The 19034-nt window shown below is 59.8% G+C and carries 14 protein-coding genes; 11 read left to right on the top strand and 3 right to left on the bottom strand.

Annotated features, from left to right (window positions below; genetic code table 11):
• Nucleotides 1-449 precede the first annotated feature (449 nt).
• From DW661_RS03890 to DW661_RS03875, 4 genes are all read left to right on the top strand, one after another.
• Nucleotides 450-929 carry an FHA domain-containing protein gene (locus tag DW661_RS03890; protein ID WP_117564921.1) on the top strand — a complete coding sequence of 160 codons (480 nt, stop codon included), beginning with the start codon at nucleotides 450-452 and terminating at the stop codon, nucleotides 927-929.
• A 451-nt stretch (nucleotides 930-1380) separates the two neighbouring features.
• A complete protein-coding gene (gene nifJ, locus DW661_RS03885) occupies nucleotides 1381-4920 on the top strand; it encodes a pyruvate:ferredoxin (flavodoxin) oxidoreductase (protein WP_118934719.1) in 3540 nt (1179 codons plus the stop codon).
• A 122-nt stretch (nucleotides 4921-5042) separates the two neighbouring features.
• Complete coding sequence (locus DW661_RS03880) at nucleotides 5043-5558, top strand: helix-turn-helix domain-containing protein (RefSeq protein ID WP_117583281.1); 516 nt, start codon at nucleotides 5043-5045, stop codon at nucleotides 5556-5558.
• A complete protein-coding gene (locus DW661_RS03875; RefSeq protein WP_233504648.1) occupies nucleotides 5501-6406 on the top strand; it encodes an IS3 family transposase in 906 nt (301 codons plus the stop codon). The genes DW661_RS03880 and DW661_RS03875 overlap by 58 nt, the downstream gene beginning before the upstream one ends.
• A 244-nt stretch (nucleotides 6407-6650) precedes the next feature.
• On the opposite strand, the gene DW661_RS03870 is transcribed toward DW661_RS03875, so the two are convergent.
• Together DW661_RS03870 and DW661_RS10145 are read right to left on the bottom strand one after the other, a co-directional pair.
• A complete protein-coding gene (locus DW661_RS03870) occupies nucleotides 6651-8012 on the bottom strand; it encodes an ATP-binding protein (RefSeq protein ID WP_117634440.1) in 1362 nt (453 codons plus the stop codon).
• Between the two features lie 107 nt (nucleotides 8013-8119).
• On the bottom strand, nucleotides 8120-8269 hold the full coding sequence (locus DW661_RS10145; protein WP_156333784.1) for a hypothetical protein: 150 nt from the start codon (nucleotides 8267-8269) through the stop codon (nucleotides 8120-8122).
• A gap of 435 nt (nucleotides 8270-8704) precedes the next feature.
• On the opposite strand from DW661_RS10145, the gene arcC reads away from it, so the two are divergent.
• Nucleotides 8705-9667, top strand: a complete 963-nt coding sequence (arcC, locus tag DW661_RS03865; protein WP_006235166.1) for a carbamate kinase — start codon at nucleotides 8705-8707, stop codon at nucleotides 9665-9667.
• A 387-nt stretch (nucleotides 9668-10054) separates the two neighbouring features.
• On the opposite strand, the gene DW661_RS10295 is transcribed toward arcC, so the two are convergent.
• Nucleotides 10055-10885, bottom strand: coding sequence for a C39 family peptidase (locus DW661_RS10295; RefSeq protein ID WP_233514984.1), 831 nt, complete (start codon nucleotides 10883-10885; stop codon nucleotides 10055-10057).
• A 527-nt stretch (nucleotides 10886-11412) separates the two neighbouring features.
• Between DW661_RS10295 and DW661_RS03855 the strand changes: the two genes are divergently transcribed.
• The 6 genes from DW661_RS03855 (at nucleotide 11413) to DW661_RS03830 (ending at nucleotide 18949) form a co-directional block, all read left to right on the top strand.
• Nucleotides 11413-12864 carry an APC family permease gene (locus DW661_RS03855; RefSeq protein WP_117646630.1) on the top strand — a complete coding sequence of 484 codons (1452 nt, stop codon included), beginning with the start codon at nucleotides 11413-11415 and terminating at the stop codon, nucleotides 12862-12864.
• A gap of 131 nt (nucleotides 12865-12995) precedes the next feature.
• Nucleotides 12996-14273 (top strand): amidohydrolase family protein, encoded by a 1278-nt coding sequence (locus DW661_RS03850; RefSeq protein WP_117770285.1) that lies wholly within the window; start codon nucleotides 12996-12998, stop codon nucleotides 14271-14273.
• 117 nt (nucleotides 14274-14390) lie between these two features.
• The gene (locus tag DW661_RS03845; RefSeq protein WP_233504650.1) at nucleotides 14391-15776 is read left to right on the top strand and encodes a histidine kinase; all 1386 of its coding nucleotides are present in this window, start codon (nucleotides 14391-14393) and stop codon (nucleotides 15774-15776) included.
• A 40-nt stretch (nucleotides 15777-15816) separates the two neighbouring features.
• Nucleotides 15817-16551: a LytTR family DNA-binding domain-containing protein gene (locus tag DW661_RS03840; RefSeq protein ID WP_117716143.1), complete on the top strand. Its 735-nt coding sequence runs from the start codon at nucleotides 15817-15819 to the stop codon at nucleotides 16549-16551.
• Between the two features lie 92 nt (nucleotides 16552-16643).
• Nucleotides 16644-17588: a zinc dependent phospholipase C family protein gene (locus DW661_RS03835; RefSeq protein WP_117634430.1), complete on the top strand. Its 945-nt coding sequence runs from the start codon at nucleotides 16644-16646 to the stop codon at nucleotides 17586-17588.
• A 101-nt stretch (nucleotides 17589-17689) separates the two neighbouring features.
• The gene (locus DW661_RS03830; RefSeq protein ID WP_117770287.1) at nucleotides 17690-18949 is read left to right on the top strand and encodes an MFS transporter; all 1260 of its coding nucleotides are present in this window, start codon (nucleotides 17690-17692) and stop codon (nucleotides 18947-18949) included.
• The last annotated feature ends 85 nt before the right edge of the window (nucleotides 18950-19034 follow it).

The following is a 19034-nucleotide window of genomic DNA, read 5'->3' as shown; positions in this document are numbered from 1 at the left end:
CAGCGGGGATTCGGTGTGCGGCCCAATCGGACTCCCAAAAGGTTCTATTTGAGACTGGCAAGCTTTGTGTTGTTGGCACTTCGACAGCGCTCTTTATTCCAACATGGAGCCTCGCAGTTTGAGTCGACTTGCCTCTGGAAGGTCCGATCTTAACTTGATTTAGGATGAAAACAGATTACAGGCGCGCTCCTCTAGAAAGAAAGGAAACCAATCGCCGCCTTTCACCAGGAAAGTTTTTATAGCCCACCTCGAGCAAAATGAAAGATGCGAGAGCGATTGGGGAACAACGCGAATCTCCCCTTTTGGGTGGGAGCGAGCCTTCAGCCACCGGCGAACGACTCGCCCTGGTCAGAATCTGGAAGTGGTGCCGGGCCGCTTGGGCCTCCCCGGTGACTTCGTGGGGCTTACCTGCCTGACGTCGAGGAGTACATCCGCAAGATTCGTTCCCTATGCCGTTTGCTCTCACGCCCGCCTTAGTTCCAAGTCGGGCGAGCCGCCGCGCTCATGCGACCCGTGGCGGCGACACGTCGACGCCGCGCTCGCTGAGCACATCTTCGGTCGCGGGCGAGCACGAGGTCGCGCCGGCGCATCCGCTGGGACTGCTGTGCGTGCAAAACGGCTACGTGGTGAGCGTCCCGCGCTGGATTCAGCCGAGTGAGGAAGGCGTTGAGATCGGCGCGCTGGCAACGGGGGAGGGCGGCATCACCGACGACGTCTCGGCCCGCCATGCCCATATCTGGTGCGATGCTCAAAATATCTGGCACGTCGAGGACTTGTCGTCCACCAACGGAACCATGGTGGTAAACGGCGCGACGAACGTCTGCATCCAGGTCGAGCCCGGCCGCTCCGCTCAGCTCAACCCCGGCGACGAGCTCAGACTTGGCGAATCCACCACCTACGCTATCCTCCTCGGCGTCGGCGCCCTCTAGTCGGCAGATGAGGACGTTCCTTTTATGCCGGCACTCCGGGACACTCCATGGCGCGCCAGGGCCAATCGCCCGGGGACGAAGCGTTCATTTTGGCCCTTGGCGGTCACCCGAGGTAAACCTTTACCGCCCACCTATATTTGTCGAAATTACACTTGGCGGCGGGGTACAATAAACCCGCATGCGGATTTCCGTTGCGGGTGCCTCCCATCGCCGGGGCGTGCCCGGGAGCATCCGGCATGCGGCCTTTGCGGCGCTCGGTCATGTGCAAGACGGGCGGTCGGGTCTGTGGGGCGCATCAGTTGCCCCTCGCCTCGGCATGTCTTCTCTCCACGCCACGTACCTGCTGCTGAGCCTGCCTGCCAGATGATTGGAAGCAACAGCGTAAATCCCATCACGCCAACATCCCGGCGATCGCCGGGGCCTGTATACCTATATGAGAGGAGAGGGGTATATGGCGCGTAAGTTTAAGTCTATGGACGGCAACGAGGCGGCCGCATATGTTTCGTATGCGTACACCGAGGTAGCGGGAATCTATCCCATTACGCCGTCCAGCCCGATGGCCGACCATGTCGACCAGTGGGCGGCCCAGGGTCGCAAGAACATCTTCGGCACCCCGGTCAAGGTCGTCGAGATGGAGTCCGAGGCAGGTGCAGCCGGTACCGTTCACGGTTCGCTGGGCGCCGGTGCTCTGACCACCACCTACACGGCTTCTCAGGGTCTGCTCCTGATGATTCCGAACATGTACAAGATCGCGGGCGAGCAGCTCCCGGGCGTCTTCCACGTCTCCGCGCGTTGCGTCGCTTCCCACGCCCTGAACATTTTTGGCGATCACTCCGACGTCATGGCCTGTCGTCAGACCGGCTTCGCCATGCTCGCCGAGGGCAACGTCCAGGAGGTCATGGACCTCTCGCCGGTGGCTCACCTTGCCGCCATCGAGGGTAAGACCCCGTTCCTTAACTTCTTCGACGGCTTCCGCACCAGCCACGAGATCCAGAAGGTCGCCATGTGGGACTACAAGGATCTGGCTGAGATGTGCGACATGGACGCCGTCCAGGCTTTCCGCGATCACGCGCTCAACCCTGAGCACCCGCACACCCGCGGCAGCCACGAGAACGGCGACATCTTCTTCCAGAACCGTGAGGCCTGCAACAAGGTCTACGACGAGCTTCCCGCCGTCGTCGAGGGCTACATGAAGAAGATCAACGAGAAGCTCGGCACCGATTACGGCCTGTTCAACTACTACGGCGCTCCCGATGCTGATCGCGTCGTCGTGTGCATGGGCTCCTTCTGCGACGTGCTCGAGGAAGTCATCGACTACCTCAACGCTCACGGCGAGAAGGTCGGCCTGGTCAAGGTTCGCCTGTTCCGCCCGTTCTCCATCAAGCACTTTGTGGACGTTCTCCCCGAGACCGTCCAGAAGATCGCCGTCATGGACCGTACCAAGGAGCCGGGTTCCATCGGCGAGCCGCTCTACCAGGACGTCGTCTCCGCTCTCTACGAGGCCGGCAAGACGGGCATCAAGGTCGTCGGCGGCCGTTATGGCCTGGGCAGCAAGGACACGCCTCCCGCGTCCGCGTTCGCTGTCTTCGAGGAGCTCAAGAAGGACGAGCCCAAGCGCGAGTTCACCATCGGCATTGTCGATGACGTGACCAACCTGAGCCTGCCCGAGGCCGAGGATGCGCCCAACACCGCAGCCCCCGGCACCATCGAGTGCAAGTTCTGGGGTCTGGGTGGCGACGGTACCGTCGGCGCCAACAAGAACTCGATCAAGATCATCGGCGACCACACCGACAAGTACGTCCAGGCCTACTTCCAGTACGACTCCAAGAAGACCGGCGGCGTCACTGTCTCGCACCTGCGCTTTGGTGATTCCCCGATCCGCTCGCCGTACTACGTGACCAAGGCCGACTTTGTCGCTTGCCACAACCCCAGCTACATCGTTAAGGGCTTCAAGATGGTCCGCGACGTCAAGCCGGGCGGCACCTTCCTGGTCAACTGCCAGTGGAGCGACGAGGAGTTCGCCGAGCACATGCCCGCCGTGGCCAAGCGCTACATCGCGAACAACAACGTCAACGTCTACCTGATCGACGCTATCGACCTGGCCGCTAAGGTCGGCATGGGCAAGCGCACCAACACGGTGCTCCAGTCCGCCTTCTTCGCGCTGGCCAAGGTCCTGCCCGCCGAGGACGCCCTGCAGTACATGAAGGACGCGGCTACCAAGTCCTACATGAAGAAGGGCCAGGCTATCGTCGACGCCAACCACAAGGCCATCGATGCCGGCGCTACCGCCTTCCGTAAGTTCGAGGTTCCGGCCGACTGGGCTACCGCCGAGGATGCCGCTCCCGTCGAGCTCTCCGAGGAGACCAAGTCCGCCATCGCCCAGCAGGTCAAGAACCTGCTCGAGCCCATCGATCGCATGGACGGCGACAGCCTGCCTGTTTCCGCCTTTGTCGATTGCGCCGACGGCCAGTTTGAGCTGGGCGCCTCCGCATACGAGAAGCGCGGCGTCGCCGTGGTCGTTCCCCACTGGGACGAGACCAAGTGCATCCAGTGCAACCAGTGCGCCTACGTGTGCCCGCATGCCACCATCCGTCCGTTTGCGATGACCGAGGACGAGGCTGCCGCCGCGCCCGAGGCTACCCGCACGCTCGACGCCATGGGCCCCAAGGCCAAGGGCATGAAGTTCACCATGGCTGTGTCCCCGCTCGACTGCATGGGTTGCACCAACTGCGTCAAGGTTTGCCCCAAGGGCGCCCTCGAGATGGTTCCCACCGAGCAGGAGATGGACCAGCAGTCCGTTTGGGACTACATGGTCGAGAACGTCTCCGAGAAGAAGGAGCTCATCGCGGCCAACGTCAAGGGCAGCCAGTTTAAGCAGCCCTACCTGGAGTTCTCGGGTTCCTGCGCCGGCTGTGCCGAGACCGCCTATGCACGTCTGGTGACCCAGGTCGCCGGCGACCGCATGTTCATTTCCAACGCCACCGGCTGCTCCTCCATTTGGGGTAACCCCGCTGCCACCGCTCCTTACTGCAAGGACAAGGACGGTCACGGCCCGGCGTGGAACAACTCCCTGTTCGAGGACAATGCCGAGCACGGTCTGGGCATGGCCGTTGGCTATGAGGCCGTTCAGCACAAGCTGATCGCCGCTACCCAGGACATCATCGCTGCCGATGGTCCGTCCGATGAGCTCAAGGCCGCCGGTCAGGCTTGGATCGACTCCGTCAACGACGCCGAGGCCTCCAAGACCGCTGCCGCTGCCTACGTTGCCGAGCTCGAGAAGTGCGGCTGCGACGCTTCCAAGGCAATCCTCGCCGACAAGGCTTACCTCACCAAGAAGTCCTTCTGGATCTTCGGCGGCGACGGCTGGGCCTACGACATCGGCTTCGGTGGCCTGGACCACGTCCTGGCTTCCGGCCACAACGTCAACGTCTTCGTCTTCGACACCGAGGTCTACTCCAACACCGGCGGTCAGGCCTCCAAGGCCTCGAACCTGGGCCAGGTCGCTCAGTTCGCCGCTGCCGGTAAGGTGACCAAGAAGAAGTCCCTGGCCGAGATTGCCATGAGCTACGGCTACGTCTACGTGGCGCAGGTCGCCATGGGCGCCAACCCGGCTCAGACCCTCAAGGCCATTCACGAGGCCGAGGCCTACGACGGTCCGTCCCTCATCATCGGCTACAGCCCCTGCGAGATGCACTCCATCAAGAAGGGCGGCATGCAGAACTGCCAGGCCGAGATGAAGAAGGCTGTCGAGTGCGGTTACTGGAACCTCTTCCGCTTCAACCCCGAGGCTGCTGCCGGCAAGAAGTTCTCACTCGATTCCAAGGAGCCCGCGGGCGGTTATCAGGAGTTCCTGATGAACGAGGCCCGTTACGCTTCGCTGACGCGTTCCTTCCCCGAGCGCGCCGAGGAGCTCTTCAAGGAGAATGAGCAGGCCGCTATGGACCGCTATCAGCACCTGCTGAAGCTCAAGACGGTGTACAACGAGGCCTAGGTCTCCCACCGCAGGATCTGAGGGCTAACCTTCGCGGACGTCCTCGGACATGAAAGAACCCCCGCTGCGCACTACGTGAACTGCCTCCCATTTCTTGGACACAAGAAATGGGAGGCTTTTTTATGGCTGGAAACGCTTTGTACGACGTCGGGATGAGACTGCGAGCGGCAGAGCTGCACGACGAGGGGCACGGCCGCGCGGCGATCGCGGCCCTTCTCGGGATGCCGGAGGAAACCGTGAGAGAATGGCTGTGCACCTACAGGTCTGCCGGTATCGAGGTTCTGGCCATGATGGGAAAGAAACACACCGCCTATTCGTTCGAGACGAAGCTGGCCGCCGTCAGGGCGGTCGTCGACGAGGGCATGACGAAGCCCGAGGCCATGGAGAAGTTCGGGATAGCCTCGCCAAGCCCTTTCAAGAAATGGCTGAAGGCCTACAGGGAGGAGGGCCCGGAGGCGCTCAGGCCAAAGCCCAGGGGGAGGCCGAGGGGGTCCGGCTCCCCGTCCGGGGAGACGACGCGCGAGCAAGAGCTCGAGCGCAGGATCAAGAGGCTCGAGGCGGAGAACGCCTACCTAAAAAAATCGATCGCCCTGAAGGCGGAGAAACGCTCTCGAACGGCGAGAAGGCCGCGGTCGTGAGCGGGCTTTCAGGGCAATACCCCCTCGCCGACCTGCTCGAGTGCGCCGGCCTGGCGAGGTCGAGCTACTACTACGCGCTGTCGCACCCGAAGGCTCCCACCAGGCCCGAGCTCTGGGAGGCCGCCGCCGAGATATTCTCGCGCACCGCCAACGGGTGCGGCCACAGGCAGATCGCCATGTGCCTGCGCGCCGAGCAGGGCGTGCGCATAGCCGACAAGACGACGCTGAAGATGATGCGCGAGATGGGCATCAGCTGCGGGATCCGCCGCGAGACCGACTACCACAGGTACAACTCGTACAGGGGCAAGGTCGGAAAGACCTTCGAGAACGTCATCGGCAGGGACTTCGCCGCCGACGGGCCGTGGGAGAAGATGGGCACCGACGTCACCGAGTTCAAGCAGCCCTGGGGCAAGGCCTACTTCGCGCCGGTCTACGATTTCGGCAGCAAGGAGATCGTCGCCTGGTCCACGTCGCTGCATCCCAACATGGCCCAGCAGCACGAGCTGCTCGACCAGCTCGTGTCCAAGATGCCCGAGGGCTCCAGACCGGTCCTGCACTCGGACATGGGCTGGCAGTACCAGCAGGCCGGGTGGTGCAAGCGGCTGGAGGAGGCCGGCGTGGTGCAGAGCATGTCCCGGAAGGGCAACTGCATCGACAACGGCGCGACGGAGCAGGTGTTCGGCCATATGAAGGACGAGTTCTTTCGCGGAAGAAAATGGCCTTGCTTCGAAGACTTCAAGAGAGACCTGGACGAATACATCATCCATTGGAACACGAGAAGGAGGCAGGTTAAACTGAAGGGACTGACCCCGGAGGAATTCCGGAATCAGTCCCTATGTGCGGCGTAGGCCGCTTATTAGCCCGTCCAAGAATTGGGGCGCAGTTCAACGTGCGGCGGGGGTTCTTTCGTCCTGCGGAGTGTCCGCGAAGGTTAGACCTCAGATCCTGCTACGACTACGTCCTCGGATTGTGGGGCTGAACGAGGGGCGTGGTTGGTGGGGCCTTTTATCCCGGTCGCTGTTTCGCGGCTTTGCCGCGAAACCACGCGCTGCTTTGGGCATAGAGGGGGACCTGGTTGCGGACCCAGATGGCCTAGAGGGATATGGGTGCAAACGAGAAATCGTTGTTGGGGTCGTCCTTTTCCATAAACTCATCGAGACAGAATGTCATATAGATTGGAACGTAAAGGATCTTGCCCTCTTTGCAAAGGTTTTCGTGGCTCAGCACAACGGCCTCGGGAATTTTGTACTCGCCCACACTCATCAAACGGTCGAGGGCTGCATGTGCTCGAACTTTCTTGCCCGATTTGACTTCGATTGGGACAACATGCCCGCGGGCACCTTCGATTACAAAGTCGACTTCACCGACCTCACGCGTTTGGTAGTACCACGTATCTGCTCCGAGGGCAACGAGTTCCTGTGCGACCACGTTCTCATAGAGGCCGCCGAGGTTGGGGGTTTTCATGTCAAGGTAGACGGCGCGTGCCGTGCTGCCGGGATACCGCGATGCGAGCATACCTGTATCGGACTCGTATAGTTTAAAGGCCGTCGTTTTCTCCGTCCTCTTGAGAGGACTTCGTGCCTCCGTCACCTGGGGGACCATCAATCCAACGCCTGCGTTCACCAGCCATAGGAAATCCTGCTCGTATTTTTGAAGACGAGCTCCCTCGCCTAGAGACGAGACGATAAAGCGATGGGACTCCGCCTCAAGCTGAACGGGAATTTGCTCGAAAATGGAGCGAACGTTAAACGCTCGAGTCGATGCATATTTAGAGATATCGCTTTTGTACTGATCGACTAGCTGAATTTGAAGCTCACGCGTTCTCACGAGCGAATAGCCCGAATCGATATAGTTCTGAACGACCTCCGGCATGCCGCCGCAAACGATATAGGCTCTAAAGTTTTTGAGCATCGCCTCATGAATAAAATTTTCGACGGGACGCCTCTCGACAAGGCAGCTGCGGATGTCTGCAAGCACATTCTCGCTGACGCTGTTTGCCCAACAAAACTCTTCAAAATCCATCGGCCGCATAACAATGTGCTCGACATACCCTACCGGAAAAGAAGAGATCCCCTTAAACTCAGTCCCAAGCATAGACCCCGAGAAGACATAGCTAAAGCGTCCGTCCTCGACCAGCGCCTTCATAAGTGTAACGATCTGCGGATACTCCTGAATCTCATCGACGAAGATAAGCGTGTCTCCTTCAACAAGCGGTGCATCCGCAAGAAGGGCCACACGGTTGATGAAGTCAATGGAGTTCTTAGCGCCAACAAGTACGTCTCTTGCCTCGGCATCAAGTAGCAGATTGACCTCATAATACGAAGCGTAGTTGCTCTTTCCAAACGCGCGAATCGCATAGCTCTTGCCAATCTGACGCGCACCGGTAACAAGCAGGGCCTTATGGGAGTTATTCTTCCAGCTCAAAAGCCTATCAGTGACTTTGCGGCGTAGCATTAAAACACCTCATTGACAAAAATTGGCAAATAGATTTGCCCCTAATCATACAAAAATTGACAAATAGATTTGACCCAAATCATACAAAAATTGGCAAATAGCAAAGCTCACTTAGGCCTCAAAGCCAGCGAACCAGCACGGTACTTTGCGAAAAGGCTGGCGGCGCCGTTGTTGAGGGTGGCCAGGTTGACAGTGGCGCCGTTAGCGTTCTCGGCTGCTTGGGCGCGCAGGAGCGAAAGGGCGTCGGCAGCGTTCATGCAGAAGCCGACGGTAAAGTTCCATACTGCGAACTCGCAGTCGCTTGCCGCGGGGTGAAGCGCGATCGGCTATCCCTTATGTTGGATGAAAAGCCCCATGTTTTTGCAGGGGTGCATACTCGTCAAATTAATGTATAGAATCGCGTATAGTGCGAGTAAGATATTGCGCTGTCCGTTTTGTGTTTAGCAAAGATATAGTTTGCATAATCTGGTCTAATCCCTGCTCTATTTAAATAAAGTTGCACGTAAATGGCGTAGATATGCCTGAACTGGGCTTCTTTACGCTGAGCGGGTAAAATCGACCGTTCGCCGCTTAGGTATTTTCAAAATGAATAAAATGAGCGATAAAGAGAATATAAACCTTAATAAACTCGCGTATCGCACGGACGCGGGTTATTAATGGGTTGTAGGCCTTTTACAGAAAGGATTCCAGCAATGTCTAAGCCTCTTGGCAAGCCCGATCGTATTGTCGTCGCCCTCGGCGGCAACGCCCTCGGCAACAACCCCGTCGAGCAGATCGAGGCCGTGAGCAACACCGCCCACGCTCTCCTTGGTCTTATCGAGCAGGGCAACGAGATCATCATCACCCACGGCAACGGCCCGCAGGTCGGCATGATCCAGAACGCCTTCGCCGCCGCCCACGACGCCATCGGCACCCCCGAGATGCCGCTGCCCGAGTGCGGCGCCATGTCCCAGGGCTACATCGGCTACCACCTGCAGCAGGGCATCGGCCGCGAGATGCACAAGCGCTATAAGCGTTGGCACGCCGCCACCGTCGTCACCCAGATCGAGTGCGATCCGGATGATCCCGCGTTCAAGAACCCGACCAAGCCGATCGGCCCCTTCTACACCGAGGAGCAGGCCAAGGAGTTCATGGCCGAGGATCCCTCCAAGGTCTTCGTCGAGGACTCCGGCCGCGGCTGGCGTCGCGTCGTCGCCTCCCCCGATCCCAAGAAGATCGTCGAGGCTGACTCCATCCTCAACCTGCTCGACAACGAGTTCATCGTCATCGCCTGCGGTGGCGGCGGCATCCCCGTCGTCCGCGACTACGAGAACAAGGGTTGCTACAAGGGCGTTCCCGCCGTTATCGACAAGGACCTGGGCGGCGAGCTGCTGGCCGAGGACTGCGACGCCGACGTCCTGTTCCTGCTGACCGCCGTTGAGCATGTCGCCATCAACTTTGGCAAGCCCAACCAGGAGGAGCTCGAGGACCTCACCGCCGACGAGGCCGAGCGCCTGGCCGACGAGGGCCAGTTCGGCAAGGGTTCCATGGAGCCCAAGGTCCGCGCTGCCATCAAGTTTGCCCGTTCCCGCAAGGGCCGCACCTGCATCATCGGCGCCCTGGACAAGGCCGCCGAGACCATGGCCGGCCTCTCCGGTACCCGCATTCACGAGTAGTCCCTACTCTGTTGCCTCTCCCGTGGGCGCCAGGCAAAGCGCCCACAGACTAGCCTCTCTTCATGAGCCCCGCAGTCCGCTCCGACTGCGGGGCTTTTGCTATTCAGCTAGTCATTAGGGACAGACTTAAATGAGTAGCACCAATCAACTGCGGAAAGTGCATCCCAGAATGAACGTCCAAAACGGGATCTAGTTTCCCTTGAGGTCCTCAACGGGAAAATGCATCCCCGAATTTGGCCGAAAAGCGGGATGTTGTTTCCCAAACGGACCGCTAGCGGAAAGCGCATCTCACCATTGAGTTCCAAAGTGGGATGCGCTTTCCGTACCGGCGGTTCCTGGCAATCTGGGACTACTCATTTAAGTCTGTCCCCAATGAGTGCCCAATGACTAGTAGTAGGCCCACATGGCTTCGATTTCGTTGAGGACCTCCACCACGCCCCAGCGGCGGGCGCTGCGGCTGGCCGAGTTGGGGTCGTAGACGCCAATCTGGTTGGCATCGTCGATGCCGTAGAGCACGATGTAGTGGCCTACGTTGGTAAACGTACCGGGGCGCACTGCGGCGATGACGGGCGCACCCGAGCGAAGTGCTTGGGTAATCGATTCGCGATTGTTATAGAGCTGTGTTCCGTTGAGCCCCAGCTGCCACGCACCGCCTGTCATAAACGACCACTCGGTGGCACCAGTGGGGGCGTAGTTGCCGGCTTCGGCCAGTGCGCATATATCGACCGGCGTCTTATCGGTGTGGCCGGTCTTAAAGATATAGACCATGGTGAGGCAAGTGGGGCCGCAAGCGTTTTCGCGAATAGTGCCACCGGCATAGGGCAGCTCCGACCATGCGGGGTCAATTTGGTAGATGTGGGGCATGGTGCCGGCCTGCCACTGCGAGCGTGGGGTCGAGAACGCAAAGGAGTAACCGGGTGCGACGGGAGCTTTAAGCAGCTTGTCCTCGGCAGTGGGCTCGAGACCGGCTGATCCGTGAGAGATACAGGATCCCAAAAACACAAAGACGAGGCAGGCGGCGATGGAGCAAAACGCAAGGCGTAGGCGGCGGGCCGGAAGCGCGTGACTTGTGGTGTGCGACGCGGGGCGAGGGGCGGAATTGCCGCGATCGCGTTGAGGTCGCGAAAAGGAGCGCTTAACGTAGTAGTCGGTCTTACGGCGATCGTAGCGGCGTGGCTGCGATGTGTCGGTCTGGCGTTGGCGTGTGCTCGTACTCATTCGGTCTGACTGCTGCACGGTACGGCTTTGTTGCCGCGAAGAAGCCCCGAGCTGCTCTTGGGGGCGCTGCGGGTTGTCGTTGTCGGAGGTGCTTCTGGGCGTTGGCGTGGTGCGGCCGGCAAGGCGCACGCTTTGTGGCCGTTGGTCGCCGTCATTGTATCCATATGCCATTCGAATCACCTTGCCTCATGTGTAACTTGTCTATCCTACATAAAAAGATGCACGACACATGGGCATGTGCGCCAAAAGCCTGACAAATGGTATGAACGTTGCCGCGCCGCGCGCCAAGCGTCACGGCAACAGGTATTCAAAAGCAGCCAAGATGAAAGCGTCCAAGACGAATGACGTCTTCCTCCGTTCGTCCCAAAAACGGCGCCGCTCGTTTTGCAGTTCTGCCTTCGGTCGAGCCACAAGCGGCGCTGCTGTGCCAAGGCCGTATCTTAAAGCCACGAAATAAAAGCGCGCGGCAAAACAGACCGCGCAAGGGGTGACGCCAAAGAGGCGTCAATAAGGAAAGGAGGGGAACAATGGCGGACAAGAACGCAGAAGTTGCAGTCGAAGGTAACGGTGGCATGAAGAAAACGCTTTCGCTCTGGAACTTCTTCACCATCGGTTTCGGTGCCATCATCGGTACTGGTTGGGTCCTGCAGGTCGGCGACTGGATGGTCGTGGGCGGCGGTCCCGTTCCCGCTATGATCGCATTCCTCTTGGGTGCAATCTTCCTCGTGCCCGTCGGAGCTGTTTTCGGTGAGCTCACGGCTGCTATCCCCATCTCGGGCGGCATCGTCGAGTATGTCGACCGTAGCTTTGGCCGTACGCTGAGCTACATCACCGGTTGGCTCCTGGCCCTGGGCAACGGCATCCTGTGCCCGTGGGAGGCCATCGCCATTTCGACCCTCGTGTCCGAGATGTTCGGCAGCCTGCCCGGTCTTGAGTGGCTGCGCGCCGTCAAGCTCTACACCATCTTGGGCGCCGACGTTTACCTGTTCCCGACGCTAATCGCGCTCGGCTTTGCAGTCTACGTCATCTTCCTCAACTTCCGCGGTGCCAGCTCGGCCGCCAAGCTCCAGGCCTTCCTGACCAAGGCTCTGCTCTGCGGCATGCTGCTCGCCATGGGTGTCTCGCTGTTCACCGGTTCGCCGGAACACGCCATGCCCGTGTTCTCCCAGGTCACCGGTGCTGGCGGCGGCAAGCCCGCTACCGAGGGCACCAGCCTGTTCGCCGGCATCGTGTCGGTCCTGGTTCTGACCCCGTTCTTCTACGCCGGCTTCGATACCATTCCTCAGCAGGCTGAGGAAGCAGCCGAGGGCCTCAACTGGAACAAGTTCGGCAAGATCATCTCCCTGGCCCTGCTGGCCGCCGGCGGCTTCTACATGGTCTGCATCTACTCGTTCGGCACCATCCTCGACTGGCATGAGTTTGTTAAGAGCCCGGTTCCCGCGCTTGCCTGCCTCAAGGGCATCAACATGCTCCTGTACCTGGCCATGCTCGTCATCGCCACGCTTGGACCCATGGGCCCGATGAACTCCTTCTACGGCGCCACGAGCCGCATCATGCTTGCCATGGGCCGCAAGGGCCAGCTGCCCGAGAAGTTCGCCGAGGTCGATCCCAAGTCCGGCGCTCCCAAGCTCGCCTGCGCCGTCCTGGGCGTCATCACCGTCATCGGTCCGTTCCTGGGCAAGAACATGCTCATCCCTCTGACCAACGTGTCGGCTCTCGCCTTCATCTTCTCCTGCGGCATGGTCGCCCTCGCTTGCCTGCGCATGCGCTTCACCGAGCCCGACCTGCCTCGTCCCTACGAGGTGCCCGGCGGCAAGTTTGGCATCAGCCTCGCTGTCGCTGCCTGCGCCGTCATCATCGGCCTGCTCGTGGTCCCGTTCTCTCCCGCCTCCCTCAACATGGTGGAGTGGAGCATCGTGATCGGCTGGCTGGCCGTTGGCCTGGCCCTCATGGCCTTCACCAATTCCCGCAAAAAATAACGCCTAGCCGGGGCGGATCGGGTGCGCGGACCCCTCTCTTCCGCGCACCGAACCCGGCACCACTTGGGTAGCTTTGTGAGGCCATAACCCAACATGGCCTCGCCCACTATATGGATCCATAAGGAGGAACCATGTCCACTAAGTATGCAATCGTTGGCGGCAAGCTCATCGACGGTACCGGTGCCGAGCCGGTCGAGAACTCCCTCGTTCTCGTCGACGACAACGGCAAGATCGAGTATGCCGGTACTATGCAGGACCTTCCCGAGGGCGTTGAGGTTATCGACGCCGCCGGCAAGACCGTCCTTCCCGGCCTGATCGACACCCACCTGCACTTCTCGGGCAACCTGACCGACGATGACACCGACTGGGTCATGCAGCCGCTCCTCGAGAAGCAGGCCGTCGCCGTCAAGCAGGCCTACGACTGCCTCACCCACGGCCTCACCACCGTCTGCGAGATCGGCCGCTTTGGTATCCAGATTCGCGACTGCATCGACAAGGGCGTCTTCAAGGGCCCGCGCGTTCTGGCCACTGGTCTTGGCTTCTGCCGCGTTGCCGGCCACGGTGACTCCCACCACTGCACCCAGGAGCTCAACAAGGAATCCCATCCCTGGGGCGACCAGGTCGATGGTCCTTGGGATCTGCGCAAGGCCGTCCGTCGTCGCCTGCGCGAGAACCCCGATGCCATCAAGATCTGGGCTACCGGTGGCGGCATCTGGCGTTGGGATTCCGGTCGCGACCAGCACTATTGCTCCGAGGAGATCCAGGCCGTGGTCGAAGAGGCAAAGATGGTCGGCATCCCCGTGTGGAGTCACTGCTACAACAACCACGCCGCCGCCTACGACTCCGTTCGCTTTGGCTGCGAGCAGCTGATTCACGGCTTCGATATCGATGAGCGCACCATGGACCTCATGGCCGAGCAGGGCACCTTCTTCACCCCGACGATCGCCTTCCTGCCCACCTGGTACGCCACCTATCCGCCCGTCTACGTCCCCGAGCTGCACGACAAGTACGAGGGCACCCTGGTCGAGAAGGAGCTGCAGCGCAACTACGACTGCCTGCGCGAGGCCAAGAAGCGCGGCGTCGTCATGACGATCGGCTCCGACTCCTTCTCCTTCGTCACCCCGTACGGCACCTGCTCCATCGAGGAGATGTACGAGTTCGTCGACAAGATCGGCTTCACTCCGGTCGAGACCATCACCTGCGCCACCCTCAACGGTGCCAAGATGTGCCACATCGAGGACGAGACCGGTTCCATCGAGGCCGGCAAGTGCGCCGACCTGCTGGTTGTCAACGGTGACGTCGCCGCCGACATCCACGTGCTCAACACCGACAACATGGACGTCATCATGAAGGATGGCTGGATCATCGAGGCTGGCACTTTTGGTGAGGCTAACAAATACAGCGCCTAAGATACCGTTTGTCGATGGCTTGATGTAAAACACAGTTTTTGATTGCATAATGCAATGGAGAGGGTCGCTTGCGGCCCTCTTTATTGCTATGGGTGCTAAGGACAAGAGGGGATGACGGTGGATTTAAACAGGCTGATTCTGGGCAAGAGCTACAACTCTACCAAGGTCTTTCGTACGGCCCAGCATGTTGTTCAGGCCATCCTGCTCGGTATTGTCGTTCCGGCGCTTATCCTGCTGCTTATCTGGGATTTAACCGATAATCCCAATCCCGTTCCGGGCGTTGTCGTTATTGCCGGTCTGGTCATGCTGTGCTTCTTCTTCTCGTATGTCTTTGTGGTCCCCGACGACCTCACATCGAGCGCAACCGACCGTACGCTCGCCATCGCATCAAAAATATTCGCCTACACGTCGCGCGGCCTTACGCCCGAAGCGGCCCTGGGCGCCTCTAAAATTATCCTGTCCGAGACCATCGCCTCTGCCATCTGCTTTACCGATGGCAAACAGGTGTTGGCAAGCTGGGGCGAGGACTCGGCAAAGTGCCCTGCCGGCACCCCGGTTGTACTCAAGACCACGCTCAACGTGATCGAGTCCGGCGAGCAGAGTGTATTTTCGCGCGACGCCTCCAATGAGACGGACGGCTATTTTCCCCGCCTGCGCGCCGGCATTGTCGCGCCGCTTACCGTGCGCGGGCATTGCGTGGGTACGCTCGAGCTGTATTATCCCCGCCTGAGCAGCATCGATATGCGCCAGACGGCGTTGGCCTCGGGTTTTGCCGATCTCATCTCCACGCAGCTCGCCAGCTTTGAGCTCGAGCGCCAGGACGAGCTCACAGCCCGCGTGGAGCTGCGCGCCTTGCAATCGCAGGTCGATCCTCATTTTCTGTTTAACACCATCAGCACCATCGTGTCGCTCGTGCGTACCGAGCCGGACAAGGCCAGGTCGCTGCTCATCGACTTTTCCAATTACTACCGTCAGACACTGTCCGATTCCGATACCCTCACAACGCTCGAGCACGAGGTGGAACAGGGCACTCGTTACATCAACCTTATGCAGGCCCGGTATGGCGACGGCCGTCTGCGCGTCTCGGTCGATATCGACTTTGAGGTGCGCGACAGCATGGTGCCGCCGTTTATCTTGCAGCCGCTGCTCGAAAACTGCATCAAGCATGCGCAGCGCGAGACCGAGCCGCTTTCTATTCATGTTAGGGCTTTTGAGACCGATGACGGCTTGGAGATCATCGTCGAAGATGACGGCATCGGTATGAGCGAAGAAGTCTGCGCGCATCTGTTTGAGCAGCATCGCCGAGAGGAGCCCGAGAGCATTACCGCCGACGGCTCCATCAAGCGAGGCTGCGGCCTGGCGCTCTTCAACGTGCTTCAGCGCATCCATTTCTTTTACGGAGAAGATTCTGGCATGCGCGTGAAGTCCCAGGAGGGCGTGGGAACGCAGGTCATCGTCGAGCTGAACGGCGAGCCGCATGAGCCGGCGCCGATGAAGGTGTAGCGCGCGGTTGGATTGAGAGAAAAAAAGAGGGGAAGCGCATATGTCCGAGGGATGGAACATCTTGGTGGTTGATGACGAGCCTCCTATTAGGGCTGAGCTACGTTATCTGCTGGAAAAGGATGCACGTGTGGGACAGATTGCCGAGGCGGGCAATGTCACCGAGGCCGTGGAGTCGATTCTGTCGAACAAGCCCGACGTGCTGTTTTTGGATATCACGATGCCCGGCCGCTCGGGAATCGAGCTTGCCGAGACGCTGCAGAACCTAAAAACGCCGCCGGTCGTGGTGTTTGTGACGGCATTTGCCGAGTATGCGGCCGATGCCTATAACCTCGATGCCATTGATTACGTCGTCAAGCCGGTCGAGGATGCCCGCCTGTCAAAGGCGCTCGATAAGATCGAGGCCGCCCTGGGCGTTCGTCGTGTCGTCCATGCTCCGCGCCAGCCCTTGCGTCTGACGGTGGATCGCGGGGGCAAAAAGGTGTTCATCCCCGTGGCGGATGTCTGCTACTTTGAGGCGCGTGCCGATTTTTGCAACGCCGTCTGCGCCGAGGGAACATATCTGATCAATGAGTCGATCTCTTCGCTCGAACGTCGCTTGGGCTCCGAGGGCTTTATTCGCGTTCATCGCAGCTATCTGGTCAATTTGGAAGACGTGCACAATGTTGAGATTGGCTCCACGGGGTTGATGGAGCTCAGGCTCGACCGCGTGAGCTCGACGGTGCCGGTGTCCCGTCGTCGTGCCGCCGAGGTCAAGTCGCACCTGGGGCTTGCGTAAGAGGCTTGCGTGCCGTCGTTTACCATCGCAGGTTTGGCATGGGCGCGCGGTGGGCATAATGGGTGGCATCGAATGAAATCGAAAGGATCATTATGCCCGCGCTTATCACCCATCATCTGTTTGGCGAGGAAAGCATCGACCGTCTTCCGCAGGGCGTCATCACGTCCGATGAAGAGCGCATTGCCTTTATCTTGGGCAACCAAGGCCCCGACCCGTTTTTCTTTCACATTCTGACACCGCGTGTTTCCGACTGCACGCTGCTGGCGCAGGTCATGCATCGGTCGCGCATGTCTCGCCAGTTCGCGTGCCTGCGCGATGGCGTGTCGCATCTGCTGCCGCGCGACGCCAGCTTGGGTCGTGCCTTTGCGCTGGGCCTGCTGTCTCATTACGTGCTCGACCGCAACGCTCACCCCTTTGTCTATGAGCAACAGTTTGGCATCGTGGAGTCCGATTCAGAGCTTGAGGATTCGAGCAGTCAGGTCCATGCCGTGATCGAGAGCGACCTGGATGTACTGATGCTGCAGCTTAAACGCGATGGCGCTACGGTTGACGATTACCCGCCGGCGGGCGAGATCGTCACCACCGATCGCATCAATCGCGTGGCCGGCGTGCTGATGAGCTATGTTGCCGGACGCGTGTACGGCATTGACATTCCGGCGGGGGAGTACGGTGCTGCCGTTGCCAATATGCAGCGACTTTACCGCGCGATTGAGCCGGCCGGCTCCGCAAAGACGCGCGCGATCTCGCTGGTTGAGGGCTTGGTGCACGACTACTCGCTGCTCGACGGCCTTGCGCACCGCGTGACGACCGAGCTGCCCGAGCGTACCGGCAACCTGGGCCACTTGGCATGGAAGAACCCCTTTACAGATGAAGTCTCGACCGAGAGCTTCCCCGAGGTCTTTGACCGCGCGCTGCTCGATTACGAGTGCACGGTTGCCCGCTTTATCGAGACCGGCGATATGGAAGCCGTGACCAACCATGTCAATTACAGCGGTCGCGTGCTCAATGCCGATGAGGAGTTCGACCGCGAGGAATAGGGCTCATGCGTGCCCCTTTGCCGAATCCTTACCGGTGCTTCTGGACAATTGGGGTACGATGAACTAACTGCATATCGGGCAAATACGAAGGGTCCCTGTCCATGAAATACACCAAGCTCGAGCGTAACTGGGTTATGTACGATGTGGGCAATTCGGCCCTCGTGCTGCTCAATACCTCGGTGGTGCCCATTTACTTTAACGCCATCAATACCGGCGCTTCCTCGGCCGACCTGGTGGTCGCTTGGGGCAATGCGCAGACGATCGCCTCGCTGGTCATCGCCATGCTCATGCCCATTCTGGGCGCACTTGCCGACTACGCCGGCAACAAGATCAAGTTCTTCTTGGGCTTCTTCCTCACGGGCCTGGTGCTTTGCCTGGCGCAGGCTATCCCAATGTCCGCCATGGCATTTTTGACCGTGTACGTGCTGTGCACCATCGGCCTTAACTCTTCTATGACGTTCTACGACGCCATGCTGCCTGACATTACCACCGACGAGCGCATGGACGCCGTGTCCAGCTCGGGTTATGCCTGGGGCTACATCGGTTCCACCGTGCCGTTCGTCATCTGCCTGGCGCTCATCATGGGTGGCCCCGCTCTTGGCATCCCCACCATGCTGGCAACGCGTCTGTCGTTTATCATCACTGGTGCCTGGTGGCTCATCTTTACCCTGCCGCTCATTCGCGCCTATAAGCAAAAGTACGGTCGCGAGCGCGGTCCCGAGGATACTATTGGCCACATCGTGGGCGGTGTGTTCTCCGAGGTCGGACACACCATGCGTGAGATCGCCCACAATAAGACCGTGCTGGTCTACATGATCGCGTTCTTCTTCTACATCGACGGTGTGCACACGGTTATTTCCATGGCAACCAGCTACGGATCGGCTCTGGGCATCGACTCGACCCAACTGGTGCTGGCTCTGCTCGTTACGCAGTTTGTGGCCTTCCCGTCCGCCATCATCTACGGTAAGCTCGCCGGCCGCGTGGGCACGCTCAATATGATCTTGGTGGCAGTCGCCGCCTACATGGGCATCGTGCTCTTTGCCGCGTTCTTCCTCAAGACTGCCTTTGAGTTTTGGGTGCTTGCCATTATGGTCGGCCTGTTCCAGGGCGGTGTGCAGGCGCTCAGCCGTAGCTACTTTGGCCGCATTATCCCCAAGGAAAAGTCCAACGAGTACTACGGCTTCTTTGACATCTTTGGTCGTTATGCAAGCGTTATGGGCACCTTCCTGGTGTCGGTCGTCACCTCGCTGACCGGCAACCCGTCGCTGGGCGTCCTTTCCATTGGCGTGCTGCTGGTCGTTGGCTTTATGCTACTGGTCCGCCTGTCCCGCATGACTCGGGCGGCAGAGCATGCCGCATAGGAGCGAGCGGCTATTGTGCCTGTCCACGGTACTCTTTTGGGGTTATGGTTGATTTTCAATCTCAACGCAACAGCCTGAACGGGCC

The sequence above is a fragment of the Collinsella sp. AM24-1 genome, from assembly GCF_003470325.1.
GTDB lineage: Bacteria > Actinomycetota > Coriobacteriia > Coriobacteriales > Coriobacteriaceae > Collinsella.
Note: the sequence above shows the minus strand (reverse complement) of the source record. Positions and strands in the feature narration are given on the sequence as shown.

Coding starts and splice junctions, on each gene's coding strand:
- DW661_RS03890 (WP_117564921.1), top strand. CDS start 450: ATGCCGTTTGCTCTCACGCCCGCCTTAGTTCCAAGTCGGGCGAGCCGC.
- nifJ (WP_118934719.1), top strand. CDS start 1,381: ATGGCGCGTAAGTTTAAGTCTATGGACGGCAACGAGGCGGCCGCATAT.
- DW661_RS03880 (WP_117583281.1), top strand. CDS start 5,043: ATGGCTGGAAACGCTTTGTACGACGTCGGGATGAGACTGCGAGCGGCA.
- DW661_RS03870 (WP_117634440.1), bottom strand. CDS start 8,012: ATGCTACGCCGCAAAGTCACTGATAGGCTTTTGAGCTGGAAGAATAAC.
- DW661_RS10145 (WP_156333784.1), bottom strand. CDS start 8,269: ATGAACGCTGCCGACGCCCTTTCGCTCCTGCGCGCCCAAGCAGCCGAG.
- arcC (WP_006235166.1), top strand. CDS start 8,705: ATGTCTAAGCCTCTTGGCAAGCCCGATCGTATTGTCGTCGCCCTCGGC.
- DW661_RS10295 (WP_233514984.1), bottom strand. CDS start 10,885: ATGAGTACGAGCACACGCCAACGCCAGACCGACACATCGCAGCCACGC.
- DW661_RS03855 (WP_117646630.1), top strand. CDS start 11,413: ATGGCGGACAAGAACGCAGAAGTTGCAGTCGAAGGTAACGGTGGCATG.
- DW661_RS03850 (WP_117770285.1), top strand. CDS start 12,996: ATGTCCACTAAGTATGCAATCGTTGGCGGCAAGCTCATCGACGGTACC.
- DW661_RS03840 (WP_117716143.1), top strand. CDS start 15,817: ATGTCCGAGGGATGGAACATCTTGGTGGTTGATGACGAGCCTCCTATT.
- DW661_RS03835 (WP_117634430.1), top strand. CDS start 16,644: ATGCCCGCGCTTATCACCCATCATCTGTTTGGCGAGGAAAGCATCGAC.
- DW661_RS03830 (WP_117770287.1), top strand. CDS start 17,690: ATGAAATACACCAAGCTCGAGCGTAACTGGGTTATGTACGATGTGGGC.